This is a genomic window from Methylobacterium sp. Leaf123, from assembly GCF_001423405.1.
GTDB lineage: Bacteria > Pseudomonadota > Alphaproteobacteria > Rhizobiales > Beijerinckiaceae > Methylobacterium.
The window spans coordinates 1-17,715 of the sequence record NZ_LMNS01000009.1; the positions used below are offsets into that span (position 1 = coordinate 1).

Annotated in this window: 11 protein-coding genes and 6 pseudogenes; 5 read left to right on the top strand and 12 right to left on the bottom strand. The window is 67.4% G+C overall.

Annotated features, from left to right (window positions below; genetic code table 11):
- The 4 genes and pseudogenes from ASF53_RS25610 to ASF53_RS08210 all read left to right on the top strand — a co-directional run.
- Positions 1–98: pseudogene (locus tag ASF53_RS25610) on the top strand (porin family protein); the annotation flags it as partial.
- A 390-nt stretch (positions 99–488) separates the two neighbouring features.
- Entirely contained in the window at positions 489–740 is a 252-nt protein-coding gene (locus ASF53_RS08200; RefSeq protein ID WP_056196806.1) for a cysteine rich repeat-containing protein, read from the top strand.
- A gap of 316 nt (positions 741–1,056) precedes the next feature.
- The gene (locus tag ASF53_RS08205; protein ID WP_056196810.1) at positions 1,057–1,470 is read left to right on the top strand and encodes a DUF1236 domain-containing protein; all 414 of its coding nucleotides are present in this window, start codon (positions 1,057–1,059) and stop codon (positions 1,468–1,470) included.
- 1,529 nt (positions 1,471–2,999) lie between these two features.
- The gene (locus ASF53_RS08210; protein WP_012252841.1) at positions 3,000–3,209 is read left to right on the top strand and encodes a cold-shock protein; all 210 of its coding nucleotides are present in this window, start codon (positions 3,000–3,002) and stop codon (positions 3,207–3,209) included.
- A gap of 116 nt (positions 3,210–3,325) precedes the next feature.
- On the opposite strand, the gene ASF53_RS08215 is transcribed toward ASF53_RS08210, so the two are convergent.
- Positions 3,326–3,658 carry a hypothetical protein gene (locus ASF53_RS08215; protein ID WP_056196813.1) on the bottom strand — a complete coding sequence of 111 codons (333 nt, stop codon included), beginning with the start codon at positions 3,656–3,658 and terminating at the stop codon, positions 3,326–3,328.
- 474 nt (positions 3,659–4,132) lie between these two features.
- Here ASF53_RS08215 and ASF53_RS08220 point away from each other — a divergent pair, with 474 nt between their 5' ends.
- Positions 4,133–6,091, top strand: a complete 1,959-nt coding sequence (locus ASF53_RS08220; protein ID WP_056196816.1) for an alpha/beta hydrolase domain-containing protein — start codon at positions 4,133–4,135, stop codon at positions 6,089–6,091.
- A 131-nt stretch (positions 6,092–6,222) separates the two neighbouring features.
- Here the strand turns inward: ASF53_RS08220 and ASF53_RS08225 are convergent, their stop codons facing one another.
- The 11 genes and pseudogenes from ASF53_RS08225 to ASF53_RS08275 all read right to left on the bottom strand — a co-directional run.
- A complete protein-coding gene (locus ASF53_RS08225; RefSeq protein ID WP_056196817.1) occupies positions 6,223–6,525 on the bottom strand; it encodes a cytochrome C oxidase subunit IV family protein in 303 nt (100 codons plus the stop codon).
- Positions 6,522–7,211: pseudogene (locus tag ASF53_RS08230) on the bottom strand (cytochrome c oxidase subunit 3). The gene ASF53_RS08225 and the pseudogene ASF53_RS08230 overlap by 4 nt, the downstream one beginning before the upstream one ends.
- Positions 7,208–8,899, bottom strand: a pseudogene (locus ASF53_RS08235) (cytochrome c oxidase subunit I). Before ASF53_RS08235 ends, ASF53_RS08230 begins: the two co-directional pseudogenes overlap by 4 nt.
- Positions 8,900–8,930: 31 nt before the next feature.
- On the bottom strand, positions 8,931–10,019 hold the full coding sequence (gene coxB / locus ASF53_RS08240) for a cytochrome c oxidase subunit II (RefSeq protein WP_056196821.1): 1,089 nt from the start codon (positions 10,017–10,019) through the stop codon (positions 8,931–8,933).
- Positions 10,019–10,513 (bottom strand): hypothetical protein, encoded by a 495-nt coding sequence (locus tag ASF53_RS08245; RefSeq protein ID WP_056196824.1) that lies wholly within the window; start codon positions 10,511–10,513, stop codon positions 10,019–10,021. Before ASF53_RS08245 ends, coxB begins: the two co-directional genes overlap by 1 nt.
- Complete coding sequence (locus ASF53_RS08250; protein WP_056196827.1) at positions 10,506–11,462, bottom strand: hypothetical protein; 957 nt, start codon at positions 11,460–11,462, stop codon at positions 10,506–10,508. Before ASF53_RS08250 ends, ASF53_RS08245 begins: the two co-directional genes overlap by 8 nt.
- Positions 11,459–11,986 (bottom strand): c-type cytochrome, encoded by a 528-nt coding sequence (locus ASF53_RS08255; protein ID WP_056196830.1) that lies wholly within the window; start codon positions 11,984–11,986, stop codon positions 11,459–11,461. The genes ASF53_RS08250 and ASF53_RS08255 overlap by 4 nt, the downstream gene beginning before the upstream one ends.
- Positions 11,983–12,501 carry a DUF3341 domain-containing protein gene (locus tag ASF53_RS08260; RefSeq protein WP_056196833.1) on the bottom strand — a complete coding sequence of 173 codons (519 nt, stop codon included), beginning with the start codon at positions 12,499–12,501 and terminating at the stop codon, positions 11,983–11,985. Before ASF53_RS08260 ends, ASF53_RS08255 begins: the two co-directional genes overlap by 4 nt.
- Positions 12,498–13,869: pseudogene (gene nrfD / locus ASF53_RS08265) on the bottom strand (NrfD/PsrC family molybdoenzyme membrane anchor subunit). Before nrfD ends, ASF53_RS08260 begins: the two are co-directional and overlap by 4 nt.
- Positions 13,866–16,681, bottom strand: a pseudogene (locus ASF53_RS08270) (4Fe-4S dicluster domain-containing protein). The pseudogenes nrfD and ASF53_RS08270 overlap by 4 nt, the downstream one beginning before the upstream one ends.
- A pseudogene (locus ASF53_RS08275) lies at positions 16,672–17,328 on the bottom strand (cytochrome c3 family protein); the annotation flags it as partial. The pseudogenes ASF53_RS08275 and ASF53_RS08270, both read right to left, overlap by 10 nt.
- Between the last annotated feature and the right edge of the window lie 387 nt (positions 17,329–17,715).

Here is a 17,715-nt window from a genome sequence, read left to right on the forward strand (position 1 = left end):
CCCCGGGCACCGTGCTCGTCAGCGGTGGCCAGCAGGTCCGCGAGACCGAGTTCGCCGTCGTCCGCGCCGGCCTGAACTACAAGTTCGGCTCGTACTAGTATCCGGATCTCCGACGGTCCCTCACCGGACCGCCGGGTGGTTCGATGCTTCCTCGTGAATAGAAAAACAGGCGCTCCTTTGGGGCGCCTGTTTTCGTTTGAGCGTTCGGGCCCTAGCTTGGCGTTAGGGACGCACATGCGCGTGATCCGGGGCGGACAGCGCCGTGTCCTTCAGAAATGGGACGGGCTGCCGATGACGTGGTTCACGCCGGGCTAACGGTCTTCGGTCATTCTGAAAGGGAGCCGCGTTGCGTACTGGCTCTCCGTCGGATCGAACCGACAGACCCCGCCAGCCCGTGAGGTGATCGGGCGGCGGGGTCTCTCGATCGAGGAACGATCCCATCCTCCCGGTCATTCCTGCCTGCCTATCTCGGGCTCAGGAAGCATTCGATGCCTCGCCTCGCTACCCTCGGCTTGCTGCTCGCCGCACCGTTCGTCGTCGCCTCGGCCTCTGCCGCACCGGAGAGCAAGCGTGGCAACCCGGATCTCAAGAAATACTGCACGGGCGATGCCTTGCAGTTTTGCGGGGGCATCGACTCCGATAGCCCCGAGATGGATGCCTGCTTCAAGAAGCACCGCGCCGAGCTGTCTGAGAATTGCCGCCGCGCGATCACGGCCTATGAAGCGTCGAGCGCCAAGTAAGGGGCCTACTCGTGTAGCGGACTTCTTTGGCCATCGTCGTCGCTGTCGCCATGACCAGAGGCTCTATCGCAAAGGGCCAACCTCCGAACCGAAGCCTGGAGGACGCCACCTGTCATGGTGATGCGGGGGATCGTCTGCTGGGCGCCTCCAACCCCAAGGGGCTGACCCCCATCGACTTGAGTGCCCAACGTGTGCATGAGGCGGCTCAGCACCGAAGCCGCCGATGCCAAGCCGAAGCACTGATCGGCAGCCGCCTTTGCGAGGCTGCCGGAAACGATCTGCCGACATTCGTTGGGCGCTTGTGAGGTATCCGTCGATGCACGCCAAACTCGCTACGATCCTCATCACGGTCGGGATCGGTCTGACCGCCTCCGCTCACGCGCAGGGTCTTCAGCGCGGTGCGCAGGAGGGGGCCGCGCGTGGGGAGGAGATGGCCGGTCCCCTGGGGGCCGTCGTTGGCGGAGCGATCGGTGCGGCCGTCGGGACGGCCAACGGCATTCTCGGCATCGACCGCCGTGAGCGGTTCCGCATCTACGCCCGAGCGGAGCGCCGTCCGTCCTTCGCCGTCCGCGGCCCGGTTCGCGTCGGCACCATCCTGCCGGACGAAGGTCCGGTTTACTACGACGTTCCGCGGGAGTTCGAGCTTAAGGGCTACAACTACACCATCGTGAACGATCACCCCGTACTCGTCGAGCCGGGCACCCGCCGCATCGTCGAAGTGATCGACTGAGGACGTGATCGACTGGAAAGGGCGCAGCCTCGGAGGGCATGCAGGGCCGTGGGTTTGGCTCTCCCCGTTCTCCGGGGGCAACGCGGCATGCCCCTCCGGCTCGAAAAGCGACCGGTCCGTCGGACCGCTCATTGATTGTTAACCATGATGCCCCCATCTGAGGGACATGCCGATCGCGATCCCATCGCTTGATCGGCCGCGGCCACGATGCCGGGATTGGGGTGACGCCGGATGTACGCGCACCTTCGTTCCAGCATCTGTGGCCGTTTCTTTTCAGCGCCGGTCTGAGTGAGTGTGAGGTGCGTCAAGAGCCGGCCCATCGAGGCGAGACGGGGCCGCTTTCGTGCTCTCCACCAGCAGACGGATCATCTCTGACCGGCTCTCCAGCATGATGGCAGGCGGTTCGCCGACGAGGGACCGCCAGCGGGCAACGAATTCCGCTTGAGGCATATCGGCGAGAACGTCCAAGGTTGGCGGCCTTGCATCATCCAGCATACCGGAACTCCTGTCTGGTACGCCTATACGGAGTTGCTCGGGATTCCGTTTCGCCATCTATGCCGGGAGGGTTAACCGCCCCTTTTCGAGGAAGGGACGTCCGACCGGTCAGCCAGACGCGCAGGGTTCGAGGACGGCCCGCCTTTGCCCCCGAACCCCGCAGCCCGGTTGTCACCGCCCATAGCCGCGTGATCGGTTTACTTCCGCCTCATTCGTTCATGCCCCCATTCGCCTCTATCCACTTCAAGCGGGTTACGAACGCGCATTCCCGTGAAGGCCGCTCGAACGTCGATCCGGTTTTACGTTGCTAGCGGATCAGCGGGGCTTTCTCGGCCGATCGATCCCCCCCCGGCGGGCCGAGGAGAAAGCCTCTCGTGAAGAGAGGCCGGCGGCCGGCAGCAAAGCCTCAGATTGGAAGTTTGGACGCCTTGCACACGCTCGTTCCCGGCCGAACCTGTGGCACCTGTTCGGCGTGCTGCCGCGTTCTCGAGGTCAAGGCGCTTGCCAAGCCGGCCGGGATGTTATGCGCGCATCAGACCGGTGCGGCATGCGGCATCTACCCGGATCGTCCAGCCGCCTGCGCTCAGTGGCACTGCCTCTGGCGCAAGATCCGGGCTCTCCCCGATGAATTGCAGCCCGACCGTTCAGGGGTGATGTTCTCCCTGGAAACGGCTCCCACGGCTGAGGACCCTTTCCTGCGCGCCCGCATTGTCTGCCGGGCCGTGCATGGGCCCGACGCCTTCGAGCGGTGGGAGGCGGTTGAAGCGATCGACATGTTCGTTCGAGAAGGCTCGCTGCCGGTCTGGACGGCCTTCGACTCCGCGACGTCTCTGGTCTATCCAGAGCCTACCCGTGCGGATCGGCTGCGTGACGCTATCCGGTATCCGCACACGGGGATGAGCCAAGTCCGCGAGGACGAGGCCGCAACCTGGAGGCTGAGGCTCGGCTACGGCGATGCGCCTCAAGAAGCCGGCGGTTCGGAACAAAAGCCGCTCGGCGCGTTAAAGCCTCTGTTCGCCACAGGAGGAGCACACATGGCAACCGGTACGGTAAAATGGTTCAACGAGACGAAGGGCTATGGCTTCATCCAGCCCGACAACGGCGGCAAGGACGTGTTCGTACACATCTCGGCGGTCGAGCGCGCCGGCCTGCGCGATCTCGCTGAAGGGCAGAAGGTGACCTACGAGGTCGAGATCGACCGGAAGAGCGGCAAAGAGTCGGCCGGCCAACTTCAGGTCGCTTGATCGTAGGGCGCCTCCCAGGCGCCCATAAGGAAAGTGGTGGGCTGGCTTCGCGTCAGCCTACCCGCCCTGGATGACGCTTTCGCCGCTTCGGTACGGCCAGCGTATCCCCCGTTCGCCTACCGGCCCTCGAGACGACACGAGGGGGCTGTTTCGACGGGGCAGGAGGCCGGGGGCTCGCGATAGATCCGCACGCCGGGTGGCTCATCGCCGTTTTCCAGCGCGTTGCGACGCTCTTCCTCGGCGTAGTCCCAACTCCACTCGTCGGAATGCTCCCCATCAAGGACGAGGCCGGCCCGGCAACCCCAGCCATGCTGGCGCGCGACCTGGGCCTGCTCGTAGGTGACGGTGAAATAGCCGTAGGCGTGCAGCTCTCGATCCCGGCAGAGGATCTGGCCGTCCGGCGTCACGATATCGCCCGGCTTCGCACCTTCCGGCAGTGTCGATGTCATGATTGGTTCCTACGTGTCGCGCTTCAGCACGATCATACCGATCCATCGGGTGCGTGGAACAGGCGGTCGAGCGTATTCCTGCAAAATAACGGCAGCCAGCATCGGCGCCAATGCGCTGTCCAAAGTCGTATCCAGCCCTGTCGCATCAGGCCGGCGCCTCTAAGCCCTTGTTGTAACGTGCACTCTCTCGGCAAGCCGGTGACCGTCTCGTCGGAGGGCGCCCTCATGGTCGAGTCTGCGGCCATGGGTGTTGCGCCGACCCCTCGTGGAATGCCGCGCTACGCTTCAACTCACACCCCGCGATCGCCTGCGCGGATGGCCGGACTGTAACGGTTCGCGCCGATGAGCGTACAAGGCGGCGCGCCGAGCCAACACAGCGGGAAAACAAGGCGCAGCGGAGCATTCCTCTCGACGTCTTTCCCCTGACATGCTTGCTGAGAGCACCGGCCAGCACGAGCCGGACAGGGAGCGAACATGCGCAACGGTTGGGTTGTGGTCGGCGCATTGGGCTGCGCCCTCGGCGCTGCACCGGCTTGGGCGGGCATCACCGGCATCGAGATCGCCAGCGTCGAGCCTTTTGCGGACGGCGCGGAATTCGGCGCAGCGGGCAGCTACGAGCGTGTCGTCGGCACGGCCCGCGGCGAGCTCGATCCCGCCGATCCCGCGAATGCCGGCATCGTCGACATCGCCCTGGCGCCGCGCAACGCCCGCGGTCTGGTCGAGTACAAGACCGACCTGTTCATCCTGCGGCCCAAGGATCCGGCCCGAGGCAGCGGGATGCTCTTGTTCGAGGTGCTGAACCGGGGCCGCAAGTTCCTCTTCAACTGGGTTCTCGATGCCCCGGCTCAGGCGGCGCAGGCGGTCAACGATCCGACGACCGCTGCCGATGCCGGGACCGGGCTCGTCCTGCGCCGGGGCTACACGATCGTCTGGTCGGGCTGGGAGGCGGACGCGCTGCGTCAGCAGGCCGGCATGGCGATCGACGTGCCGGTGGCCGCGCGCGGCGGCAAGCCGATCGTCGAGATCGTGCGCGACGAACTCGTCAGCGCGACCCGCGGCCCGCCGGAGGCTCCTTTCTATCTGTCCTTCAAGACGGCCAGCCCGGACAAGGCCGACGCGCGCCTCACCGTTCGGCGCCGGGAGACCGACCCACCGCGGCCGGTGCCGCCAGACGCTTGGCACTACGCGACGCCGCGTCAGATCGAGCTTCTGCCGAAGGGCACCAAGCCGCTGCCCGGCTCGCTCTACGAATTCACGTACCAAGCCACCGAGCCGAAGGTGCTCGGGATCGGCTTTGCCGCCACGCGGGACGTGGTGGCCTATCTCCGCAGCGAGGGTGGCGCGGCCAATCCGGCGGGCGGCGCGATCCGGCACACGCTGGCACTCGGCATCTCGCAGAGCGGGCGCTATCTGCGCGATTTCATCCAGCTGGGCTTCAACCGGGATGAGGCCGGCAAGCGGGTGTTCGACGGCGTTCTGTCCCACATCGCGGGCGTGGGCGGCGTGTTCCTCAACGCCCGATTCGGTCAGCCCTCGCGGACCAATACGCAGCACGAGGACCATCTCTACCCGGAGAACACCTTCCCGTTCTCGGCCGCCACCCAGCACGATCCCGTCACCGGTCGCACGGGCAAGCTGCTGCGGGATGACGGCTTCGATCCCTTGCTGATCGAAGCCAATACCGGCACCGAGTATTGGCAGAAGGGCGCCTCGCTCCTCACGACCGATCCGGCGGGCCGCACCGATGTGCCGCTGCCCGACACCGCACGCGCCTACTTGGTCTCGAGCGGCTTCCACTATGGGCGTGCCGGCCTGAGCTCGACCAAGGGCCCCTGCGCGAACCCACGCAGCAGCCTGAACCCGGCCCCGGCGATTCGGGCGCTGCTGGTCGCGCTCGAAGAGTGGGTGAGGGACGGCAAGGCCCCTCCCGAGAGCCGCGTGCCGCGCCTCTCCGATCAAACCCTCGTCGAGGCGGCCGAGATCGGCTTCCCCTTCATGGTCGGTGTTCACGTTCCGACAGCACCGAATGCGATCGTGCGCTTCAGCACCTACGTAAATCCGCGCCCGGAGAGCGGACCGCAATATCGCCCGCTGGTCCCACGCGTCGATGCCGACGGCAACGAGGTGGCCGGCATTCGCCTGCCGGCCGTTGCCGCCCCGCGCGCAACCTTCACCGGCTGGAACCTGTATGCCGACCCGTTCCCCGCCGGCGCGTTGTGCGATCGCGAGGGCAGCCAGATCCCGTTCGCGCGCACGCGCGCCGAACGGGACACGGCCGGCGATCCCCGCTTGTCCCTGGAAGAGCGATATCGGGACGCGGGGGCCTACATCGCGGCCGTCACGAAATCCGTCGACGCCCTCGTGTCGGATCGCCTGCTGTTGCAGGAGGACGGCGATCGCATGATCGCAGCAGCGCGAGAGGAAACGCCGTAGCGGACGGCATGTCGCGGATGCCGGCGCTATTCGTCTGGGATGCACGGATGGGCCGGTGTCCTCATGACACTTCGACCCTGAGGCAATGATGACCGCCCACGATGCCGAATTGAACATCGCGACATGCGATGTCAGGTGTTGGCGAGGCGGCTCAGCGTATCGGTCAGCGTCAGGGCGAACAGGATTGCGAGCCAGAACAGGCCGCAGACGGCGGCGAGACGCACGAGGTCGTTGGCACGGTCGAGGCGCATGAACAGCAGGGCCACCAGGGCGGCCTGTGTTGCGGCAAGGCCGAAATTGACGGCCGGCGCCCAGGGGGCCTTGAGGTGGTAGGCGGCGAGCAGGCTTGCCGTCAGGAGCCCGAGAAGCAGAAGCCAGAGGACAAGGCCCCGAAGCCAGATCGCGCCGGCATTTGTTCGGAGTCGCGCCCTCATGCGCCCCGCCCATCTAGGTAGAGCATCGGGTAGAGAAAGATCCAGACCATGTCGACGAAGCCCCAGTAGAGGGTGCCCACCTCCAGCTGGGGGCTCGCGAGCAGGAAGCCCGGTGCGCGCCACTCGCACCAGACGAGGCGGACGATGAGGCCGATGCCGATCGAGAGATGGATGGCGTGGACCGAGGTCGAGAGCCAGTAGAAGCCGACGAAGAGCTGCGTGGCCGGCGCCTTCAGGGCGAAGTGAGGGCCCGGCACGAGATGCTTCTCGATATCCTCGTGGTATTCGAGGCCCTTCACCGACAGGAAGGCGAGACCGAGCAGGAAGGTCGCCGTGAGGCAGATCAGAGTGAGGCGTCGCAGTCCCTCCCGCTCGGAGGCCTGCGCGGCGATGGCCGCCGTCAGTCCGCTCGTCAGCAGCAGCGCGGTGTTGAGGGTGCCGTAGACGATGTTGGTGTCGCGGGCGGCGGTGGCGAAGTCCGTCGCGTGCTTCAGGCGCAGCACCGTGTAGAGCAGGAACAGCGCGCCGAAAAACAGCACTTCGCTGGCGAGGAAAACCTACATCCCGAAGGTGGCGCTGGCGCGCTGATAGGCGAACGCGCCAGTCTCCGGCAGCCTGAGCCCGTCCCAGGGCTCGCGCAGGTGACGGCCGGCGGTCGGCGGCGTGAGGTCACCGCCCGCGCTCACGTCAGCGCTCCCTGCTCGGCAATGCGATCGTCCTCGGCCGGTGCCGCGCTCTTGGGGTGATAATCGTAGGGGCTACCGAGCACTTCCGGGTTGCCGAAGAAGTTCTCGCGCGGCGGCGGGGAGGTGGTGCGCCATTCGAGCCCCGAGGCGTTCCACGGGTCGTTGAGGGCGCGAGTGCCGTAGAACAGCGACCAAGTGAGGTAGCCGAGCGGCATCAGGTAGGCGACGGCCAGCACGGCCGCGCCCGAGGATGAGAGCACGTTCCAGACCTGGAACTCCGGCGGATAGGTGTAGTAGCGCCGCGGCATGCCGAGATAGCCGGCGATGAATTGCGGGAAGAAGGTCAGGTTGAAGCCGAAGAACATCAGCAGGGCGGCAAAGCGCGCCCAGCTCTCCGGATACATCCGCCCCGTCACCTTCGGCCACCAGAAGTGCAGGCCGGCGAAGTAGGCCGACACGGAGGCGTCGACCATGATGTAGTGGAAATGGGCGACGACGAAGTAGGTGTCCTGCACGTGCACGTCGATCGGCACGGAGGCGAGGAACAGGCCGGTCAGCCCGCCCATGGTGAACAGGCCGAGGAAGCCGAGCGCGTAGAGCATCGACGATTCGAAGCCGATCTGGCCGCGGTAGAGCGTGGCGGTCCAGTTGAACACCTTGATGGCCGAGGGCACGGCCACGATGAAGGACAGGAACGAGAACACCAGGGCGGCGAACGGCGACATGCCGGAGGTGAACATGTGGTGGCCCCAGGTGAAGAAGCCGATCACCGCGATCGCCACCAGGGCGTAGACCATGAACGAATAGCCGAAGATGCGCCGCCGCGCGTAGCAGGTGATGACCTCCGAGATCACGCCCATGGCCGGCAGGATCATGATGTAGACGGCCGGGTGCGAGTAGAACCAGAACAGGTGCTGGAACAGGATCGGGTCGCCGCCCCGGGCCGGATCGAAGATCGACAGGTTGAAGCTGCGTTCGGCGATAACGAGGACCAGCGTCAGGGCCAGCACCGGCGTAGCGAGCACGAAGATCAGGCTCGTCGTGTACATCGACCAGACGAAGAGCGGCAGGCGGAACCACGTCATGCCGGGCACCCGCAGGTAATGCACCGTGGCAATGAAGTTCACGCCCGTGGCGATGGTCGAGAAGCCGGAGACGAACACACCGAGCACGGCGAGGGTGACGAAGGTGTTCGAGAACACCGTCGAGTAGGGGACGTAGAAGGTCCAGCCGGTGTCGATGCCGCCCGCCAGCACGGCGGCGAGCGTCAAGAGCCCGCCGGCCATGTTGAGATACCACGAGATCAGGTTGAGCTTGGGGAAGGCGAGGTTGCGTGCGCCGATCATCAGCGGCAGCAGGAAGTTCCCCATCGTCGTCGGGATCGACGGGATGAGGAAGAATCACACCATGACGATGCCGTGGAGCGAGAACAGCTTGTTGTAGGTGTCGGCGCCAACGACGTCGCCCTGCGGCGTGAACAGCTCCAGCCGCACCAGCGTGGCCGCCGCGCCGCCGATGAAGAAGAAGAATGTGATCGACAGCGCGTAGAGGATCGCGATGCGCTTGCGATCGGTGGTGAACAGCCAGGAGGCGACGGAATGACCCTCGCCGAGATAGCTGACCGGCAGGCCGAGAATCAACTCGCGGGGATTGGCCAGCGTCGAGGCATCGGAAGAGGCGCCGCTCATCGGAGGCTTCCTGCGGAGGAGGGAGGGGGCGTCATGGCGGCGTCTCTCCCGCGGCGGGCGCGCCGGGCACCATGGCCGGGCTGCGCAGGGTCTGGTTCGCGGCGCCGTCCTGCGGGGGTTCGCCCGGCGCACAGATGTTCTGCGCGGGCGCGAGGTTGAGCGAGCCGATCAGGTCGAACCGGTCGGTGCCGTGGCGGATATAGGCGGTGAGCGCCTGGATCTTGCCGTCGGAGAGCTTGCCCTCATAGCTCGGCATGATCGGCTCGTAGCCGGCGACCACATCGCGCTGCGGCTGGAGGATCGAGTCGCGGATGTAGGCTTCATCCACATTTGCCATGCGTCCGCCGTCCAGCGGCACCGACTGTCCCCAGATCCCGGCAAGCGAGGGCGCGTGCACCTTCGAACCGGCGTTGTGGCAGCCGGAGCAGCCGCGCGCGGAGAAAAGCCGTTCGCCGAGTTCGGCGAGCCCGTCCCGCTCGGGCTGCCGTGTGAGCCACTGCGCATAATCCTGCGGCTCCATCACGATCACCCGGCCCAGCATGCGCGAGTGGTCGATGCCGCAATACTCGGTGCAGAGCAGGTGGTAGGTGCCGGTCTTGGTCGCCTGAAACCACGTTTCGGTCTGCTGGTAGGGCAGGGCGTTGCGCTTCAGGCGGAAGGCCGGCACGTAGAACGAGTGGATCACGTCCTGCGAGGTCAGAAGCAGGCGCACCGGCGCGCCGACGGGCACATGCAACTCGTTGATCTCGCGGGTGCCGCTGGGCCCTTGCGTCTTCCACATCCATTGCTTGCCGACGACGTGGATCTCGATGGCGTCATTGGGCGGCGAGAAGGCGGCGATCTCGACCGAGGCCGCCCACCAGAAGATGAAGACGAAGATGAACAGCGTCGCGGCCGTCCAGCCGATCTCGAATTCGCGGGAGACGACGCTCGGCATCTCGCCGCGCTTGGCCGGGGAGCCGCGGCGGAACCGGATCGCGAAGGTCAGGACCAGCCCGACGACGAGCAGGACGATGGCCGAGGAGATCAGCAGCAGGCCGACGAAGATCGCATCGACCTTCGCCGCCTGAACGGAGGCCGATTCCGGTCGCAGGAAGGCGGGGATCAGGGAATCGAGCATCACCGCGCGCCTTTCCCCGGCTCAGGCCCGGCGCCGGGGGAGAGCACGCCGCTCGACGCGCCGCCGCGGCTGCCGAGCGTCGGCGTGCGTTCCGGTTGGAGCGGGGCCGCGTAGGCCGCGTTGCCGCGCGCTGCGAGGCGCCGCATCGCTTCCGCGATCGGCATCCGGGCGATCCCGTTCGCGCGGTCGATCCAGGCGTAGCCGTCGAGCTTGGCCCGCTGATCCTTGAGCATCGCCGCAAGGTCGGCCGCCGGGCTCTGTTGAAGCCGCGGTGCCGGGAAAACCCGCGCCGCTTGAACCAGGGGGCCGAGGCTCTGGCGGTTATAGTAGTACCGCAGGCCGCCGACGGTGACGGCGGTGAAGCCGACGATGAACAGGCCCGTGAGCAGCAGCGGCTTGAGCCGGATGTCCGGCGCCTCGGTGCCGGGCGGGGCGTGGCCGACGACATCGTCGTGGACCCCCGTATGGAGTTGACCGCGCGCCGCGTCAGACATGACGGAGCCTCCCGACACGCCGGACGATGAGCCGAGAGGTGAAGCGAGAGAGAAGCACCAGCAAGGCGAGAGCGACCACGGCCGCCGCGGCGGCGGAACCGGCCGCGTCGCCGTAGGCCGGAAGAACGAGCCAGGCGAAGTGCACGGCCACGCCGACCAGCACGAGCAGGCCGACGCCGCGCATCAGCGCCGGGCTTCTCCGAACGGCCGAGAAGAGCAGGGCGAGGAAGGGCAGGATGCCGCCGAGGATCAGGCTGGCGATCAGGACACCGCCCCAGGGGCTCGCGCCGCGTTTGAGATACCACGCGGCCTTGGGCGGAAGGTCACCGTACCACGCCACGATGTAGGACATCAGCTCGAGGTAGATCACGCCCAGCAGCGTCGCGAGCATCAGGCCGGCGAGGTCGGCAGTGCCGCGGGCATCAAAGCTCGGTGGGCTCACCAGCGCACAGAAGGCGAGGGCCGCGAGGATCTGGTGAAGTGCGACGTCGGCAGGAAAGGCCGAGGAATTGAAGCCGGGCTCGACGGAGAGAATCCAATAGACCGAGACGAGGCTGATGGTCAGGCCGTAGAAGGTGAGGCCCAGGGCGGCAACGAGCGTGCCGGCGCGGCCGGACAGGCACAGGGCGGCGAGCGCCGACCAGCCGAGCAGGGTGACGGTCGCGCGGACGAGGAACAGCGTCGGATCGAGGTAGAGCCGCAGGACATCCGGCTTGGCGCCGATGCCGGCGGCCCAGGGAAACGCGGCCGGGAGCCCGAGGGCGACACCGAGGAAGGTGAGGGCGGCGAGCGGCACGAGGGCGGTCGCCGGCCGGAGCACAGGGGCGAGGACTTCGCTCCAGCGCCCACCGGTGACGGCGTGGATCATGACGAGGACGAGGGCGCCGAAGGGCACCGCGCTCCACACGATCCAGGCGAGAAGCCAGCCGCGGAACAGGGCATCGCTCACGGCAGCTTCTCCGCGAGATCGGGGGCCTCGGCGACGCGGGCGCCCTGCGAGAGCTGCAATGCGCGGATATAGGCGGCGATTGCCCAGCGGTCGCGCGGCTCGACCCGGTTGGCATAGGCGTACATCACACCGTAGCTGCGGGTGATGACTTCGACGAAGTAGGCGGCCGGCGCCGCCCGCAGGCGGTCCTCGTGGTAGGAGGGCGGGGCGGGAAAGCCGCGCTGCACCACCATGCCGTCGCCGTGGCCGGTATAGCCGTGGCAGGGTGTGCAGATCGCGTCGTAGCGCTGGCGCCCGCGCTCCAGTAGCGCGGCATCGACGGGCGGCGGCTCGCGCAAGGATGCCTCGCGGGCGAGCGCGCCGATCGCGACCGTGCCTTCCGGCGGGCGGCGCGCCTCGGCGGGGTCGGGGAAGAGCGGAGCCTTGCCGTAGACCTCGTAACGCGCCTGCTGGCGCATCGACTGATCCTCGCAGGCCGCCAGGGCGACCAGAAGCGGCAGCAGGAGGGGGAGGGCGCGCCTCACGGGTGCATCTCCGCGACGAGGAGGGCGCCGGCCCGCTCCAGGCTCTCGCGCAGAGCGGTTGCGTTGGCATCTTTCGATGCGACGAGGAGCAGGAAGCGGTCCTGGCTCGCGCGCTCGAATTGAGGGATCGCGAAAAGCGGATGGTGCAGGCGCGGCAAGCCGCAGGTCCAGAACAGGGCGATGAGGCCGGTGATCGCCGCGATCAGCACGCCGAATTCGAACGGGACCAGCAGGAAGACCGGCCAGGAATGCAGCGGGCGCCCGCCGGTGTTCAGCGGGTAATCGATCACAGACGAGTAGTATTGCAGGGCATACATCGCCGCCGCCGCGCCGAAGCCGGCCAGAGCGATCGCCGGCCGCACGAGGTTGCGCGATGGTGCGAAGGTGTCGGTGAGGTCCTGCACCGGAAACGGGGTGAAGGCGTCGAGCGCGCGGTGGCCGTCGGCGGCGGCCAGCCGCATCGCCCGCACCAGCGCCTCGGGGGTGTCGAACTCGGCGAGCAGCGGGGCGCTCAATCCGTTCCCCCGCGCGCCGCGCCCTCGTCATGGGCGAGCTGGCTGACCTCGTTAATGGAGACGATGGGGAAGATCCGCGCCAGCACGAGAAAGCCGAAGGCGAACAGCCCGAGCGGCGCGATCAGGATCACCCCGTCGTAGAACGCTGACATGGTAGGTCCGCCACAGGCTCGCGGCGTGGCCGTGCGAGAGCGTGTTCCAGACGATCAGGATGCGCTCCAGCCACATGCCGAGATTGATCACGATCGAGATGATCGCCAGCGCCCAAAGGTTGAGGCGGACCCGCGCGAACCACAGGGCCTGCGGCACGAGGCAGTTGCAGAACAGAAGACTGTAGTAGAGCCAGCGATAATCGCCGGTGAAGAAGTAAGCGATCACCGCGCGGTCGGCGTGATCGCCGCCGTACCAGTCCATGAACCACTCGGTGGCGTAGGAGAGGGTCATGACGATCGACGCGAACAGCATCACCTTCGCCATCGCATCGAAATGGGCCGGGGTGATCACCGCCTGGAGGTTCAGGCCCCAGCGGATGATGATCGCCAGCACCACCACCATGGCAAAGCCCGGCTACATCGCCCCGACCACGAAGTAGGGCGGGAAGATCGATTCCTGCCAGCCGAGGATCAGGCTCGCGGCAAAGTCGAGACCGACGATGGAATGGACAGAGCAGACCAGCGGCACCGCGAGCGCCGCCATGGTCTTGCGGAAGGTCTCGTAGACCGCCCAGTGCCGGGCCGAGCCGCGCCAGCCCAGAGCCAGTGCGCCGTAGATCTTCCGGCCGAGGCGTGACTGCGCCCGGTCGCGCATCGTCGCGAGGTCGGGCAGCAGGCCGGTGAACCAGAAGATCAGCGAGAAGAGCAGATAGCTCAGGATCGCCCAGAAATCCCACACCAGCGCGGAGCGCCATTGCGGCCAGAGATCCATGGTGTTCGGGTAGGGTGCCAGCCAATACGAGTAGAGCGGCCGCCCGAGATGGATGATCGGGAAGATGCCGGCGATGGCGGCTGCGAACAGCGTCATCGCCTCGGCGAAGCGGTTGATCGAGGCGCGCCAGTGCTGGCGCGTCAGCAGCAGCATGGAGGAGATCAGCGTTTCGGCATTGCCGATGCCGATCCACCAGACGTAATTCGCGATGGAGAAGCCCCACACCACCGTGGTGTTCACGCCCGACAGGCCGATGCCGACCGTGAGCACCGCGCCGATGGCGATGACGGTGGCGGGCACCAGCGGCAGCACGCCGAGGAAGGCGATGACCCAGGCGCGGCCCGGCCACCGCCGCTGGATCGGGTCGGCCACCGCGGCGCAGATCTCGCCGTAGCCGAGGCGCTCGCGGTCGGTCCAACGATGCGGCTGGGCGCTCCCGCTCACGCGTGGTCCTCCTTCAGGTCCGGGTTCGGGGCGCGGAGGTTGGCGAGGTAGGTCGTGCGCGGCCGGGTGTTCAGCTCCTCCAACAGCGCGTAGTGGCGCGGATCCTTGCGCAGTTCGGCGATGGCGTTGCCGGGCTTGGCGAGGTCGCCGAACTGGATCGCCCGCGTCGGGCAGGCGGATTGGCAGGCGGTGACGATCGCCCCCATCTCGCGGCCGTCGCGCTCGGCCGCCTGCCGCTCGGTGGCGATGCGCTGGATGCAGTAGGTGCACTTCTCCATCACGCCGCGGGCGCGGACCGTGACGTTGGGGTTGCGTTGAGCCTTCACCGATTCCGCGCCGAGATTGGCGTAGGGCTGGCCGTCGGCGTAGCCGAAGAAGTTGAAGCGGCGGACCTTGTAGGGGCAGTTCGCCTCGCAGAAGCGGGTGCCGACGCAGCGGTTGTAGACCTGAAGGTTCAGGCCCTCGCCGTCATGGACTGAGGCCGCGACGGGGCAGACCGGCTCGCAGGGCGCGTGCTCGCAATGCATGCAGGGCACGGGCTGGAACCCGGCCCGCGGCGCCTCCGGGCTGCCCTCGTCGTAGATATCGACCCGCAGCCAGTGCATCATCCGGCCCCGCGCGATCTCTTCAGGGCCAACGACGGGAACGTTGTTCTCGGACTGGCAGGCGACGACGCAGGCGTTGCAGCCGGTGCAGGCATCGGTGTCGATCACCATCGCCCAGGCATGGCCCTCGGCATCACCCTTCCACGGATCGAGCAGCGAGGGCTGATCCGCGCCGATGCCCTTCGGCTCGGCGCTCGCCAAAGCGGCCAGATCGATCTGCCGGAACAGCTTTTTGGTTTCGCCCTCGATCTCGACATAGTTCTGCGTGCGCAGGATCGTCTCGGTCCTGTCGGATTTCACGAGATCGACGCCGGTCACGAGCCAGGGCGAGGCCTGCATCGAAAGTCCGTAGGCATTCGCACCGACGCCGTTGCCGTTGCCGATGGCGCCGGCCCGCTCGCGGCCGTAGCCGAGCGTCAGCACGCCGACACCCTCGGCGACGCCAGACTCGATGATCACCGGCACCTCGATCGCGTGCCCACCCGCGCTGGCGCGCACCACGTCGCCGGCCTCGAGCCCGCGCCGCCGGGCTTCCGCGCGCGACAACGCGAGCGCGTTGCCCCAGACCTGCTTCGAGATCGGCTTCGGGCATTCCTGAAGCCACGCATTGTTGGCAAAGCGCCCGTCCTAAATGGACGGGTCGGGACGCAGCTCGACCGTCAGCCCCTCGGCCGGGCGGGTCTCGGGAAGGCTCGGCAGGCGCGGTGCGCCGGGATCGACGATGGGCGCGGCGCTGTCGGCGACGACGCCGTCATGCAGGCAGCGGCGCCACCAGCCCTCGAAGTCGCCTCCGCCGCGTGCCCGCCATGTCTCGCGCACGAGCGCATAGCCGGCCGTCGCCGTGTGGCCGGCCAAGAGCGGAAGGATCTCGTGGAGCGAGCGCCCGTCGTAGAGCGGGCGCAGCAGCGGCTGAACGAGGCTCACGGTGCCATCGGTGGCCCGCAGGTCCGACCAGCTTTCCAACGCGTGGGTCAGCGGCAGGTGCCAGCGGGTCGCGCCCGCGGTCTCGTCGCCGTGCAAGCCGGCATGGACGCTGAAGCGGGCGCGGGCGATGCGCCGGGCGAGATCGAGGTCGGCCGGGGCCGTCGCGACCGGATTGGCGCCGAGGATGGCAAGGCAGGTCACGCTGCCACGGTCGAGCGCCTGGGCGAGATCGGCGAGCGTCGCCGGCGTGCGGCCCTCGATCCCGTCGGGCGGCGCGATGAGATCGACCGGTGCTTGAAGGCGCGCGTTGATCCAGTGCGTCAGCGCGTGCCATTCCGGCGGCAGGGCGGGGCCGGCGAGCACCAGAGCGCGACCCTGATGCGCCGTCAGATCGGCAGCCACCGCTTGCACGAAGCGGCGGGTCGCCTCAGGCAGGTCGGGCGCGGCCAGGCCGGCACCGAGCGCGTTGGCGATGCTCGTCAGGATCGCAGCCTGTTCGAGCGGCGGCATGGCGCGCCGCGCGTCCGCCTTGACGCCGGTGAGCGTCAGCGCCGACTCGGCCACGTAGAGACGTCCGAACCGGGTCGGATCGCGGCGGCGTTCGGCGAAGGCGCGCGAGAGGCGGATCTGGTCCGGCCCGGCCCCGAGCGGGTCGGCGCCGACGCACAGGATCGTCTCGGCCCGGTCGAGCCGCGGCAGAACACGCAAGGGACGGCCGAAGGCGAGTTCGGCCCCCCGCTCGGCATTCGCCTCGTCGATCGCCTCGTGAACATGCCAGACCGCCTCCGGCAAAGCTCGCAGCAGAGCATCGATCTGGCGGGCGAGCGTCGGCGAGGTGACGCGGCCGGTCACGAGATGCAGACCGCGTCCGCGCTCGCCGCGCACGGTGGAAAGCGGCCCGCTCAGGGCGCGCTCGAACATGTCCCAGGAGGCGATGCCGTTGACCCGCTCGGTCACCGTGCGCGAGCGGTCGGGATCGTAGAGGTCGAGGATCGCGGCCTCGGCGAACACGTCGGTCGCGCCCAGGCTGCCGGGATGGAGCGGATTGCCCTCGATCTTGATCGGCCGTCCATCGACGGCGATGGCGTGGACGCCCCGCGCCCAGCCGCTGAGGGACAGTGTCGTGGCGTATCGCGCCGGCACGCCGGGCAGGAGCTGCTCGGGCGCGCGGACATAGGGCACGATCTCTTCGACTGGCTTCGAACAGCCGCCCGCGGCGAGCGTGATGCCCGCACCGAGCAGCCGCAGCGCCTGTCGCCGAGAGGGGGGGGCAGCGGTGGCATATCGAGCACTCGCTCAGCCGCTCGGCGGATTTGATATGGCGCTCCTCCATGAAGCGCGCGCCGATCGCCGCCTGATCGGCCGGCGGTGTCCAGTTCATATCGAACACGGCCTCGTGCGGGCGCAGGTTCGGCGCCGGATCGCGATGGCAGTCCAGGCACCAGCCCATGGTGAGCGGCGCCGCTTGGCGCATCAGTTTCATGGTCTGGACTTCGCCGTGGCAGGTCGAGCAGCCCACACCCTTGGCCACGTGTACGGAATGATTGAAATAGGCATAGGCCGGCAGGTTATGGACGCGGTTCCACTGAAGCGGTCGCTAATCGGCAAGGCTCCGGCGCACGGGCGCAAGCATCGGCGCGTTGGTCCATTCCTGCGAATGGCAGTTCATGCAAGTCTCGGTCGGTGTAATGCCGGCGAAGGCTGCCTTCTCGACGGAGGTGTGGCAGTAACGGCAATCGATCCCGAGGCCGCCGACATGGTGCTCATGGCTGAAGGGAACAGGCTGCTCGCGGGTCACGTCCTGCGCCGTTGCGTAGGGCGAGCGCCAAAATGCGTAAGCAAGCCCCACGGCCAGGACCGGCGCCGCGCCGATCGAGGCGAGAACGACGCGGGCGACCGTATCCGCTCCTGGATGAAATACCTGAACCATCCCGCGCGGGCAGCCTTCCGTCCGTCACCGTTCGCATCTTCCGGGATTAAAGCTGGCCCATCTTCGTACTATCCGCAAGAATTCTCATGCTGCATCAGCCAAAAATCTTTGTTAGTGCGACTCAACAACAGCATAGTCATGCAATATTATTCCCATCTTACCTGCAAGATGGGTTGCTCTTCTTCGTTGGTGGCGATGAAGGTGCAATGTCGTCCGCCCGCCGATTCCGCCCGATCGTCTCCGGTGGTCAGAACGATGGATGAGTGGTCTCCCGCGAATCCTCCCGACACGACCGGCTCGGCGCCAGCGCGTCGATCGCGCCTTGATGCCGGGGAAACCTCGGATGCCGGAGAAAGATCAATCGCAGCCGTCGAGCGCGGCCGATCG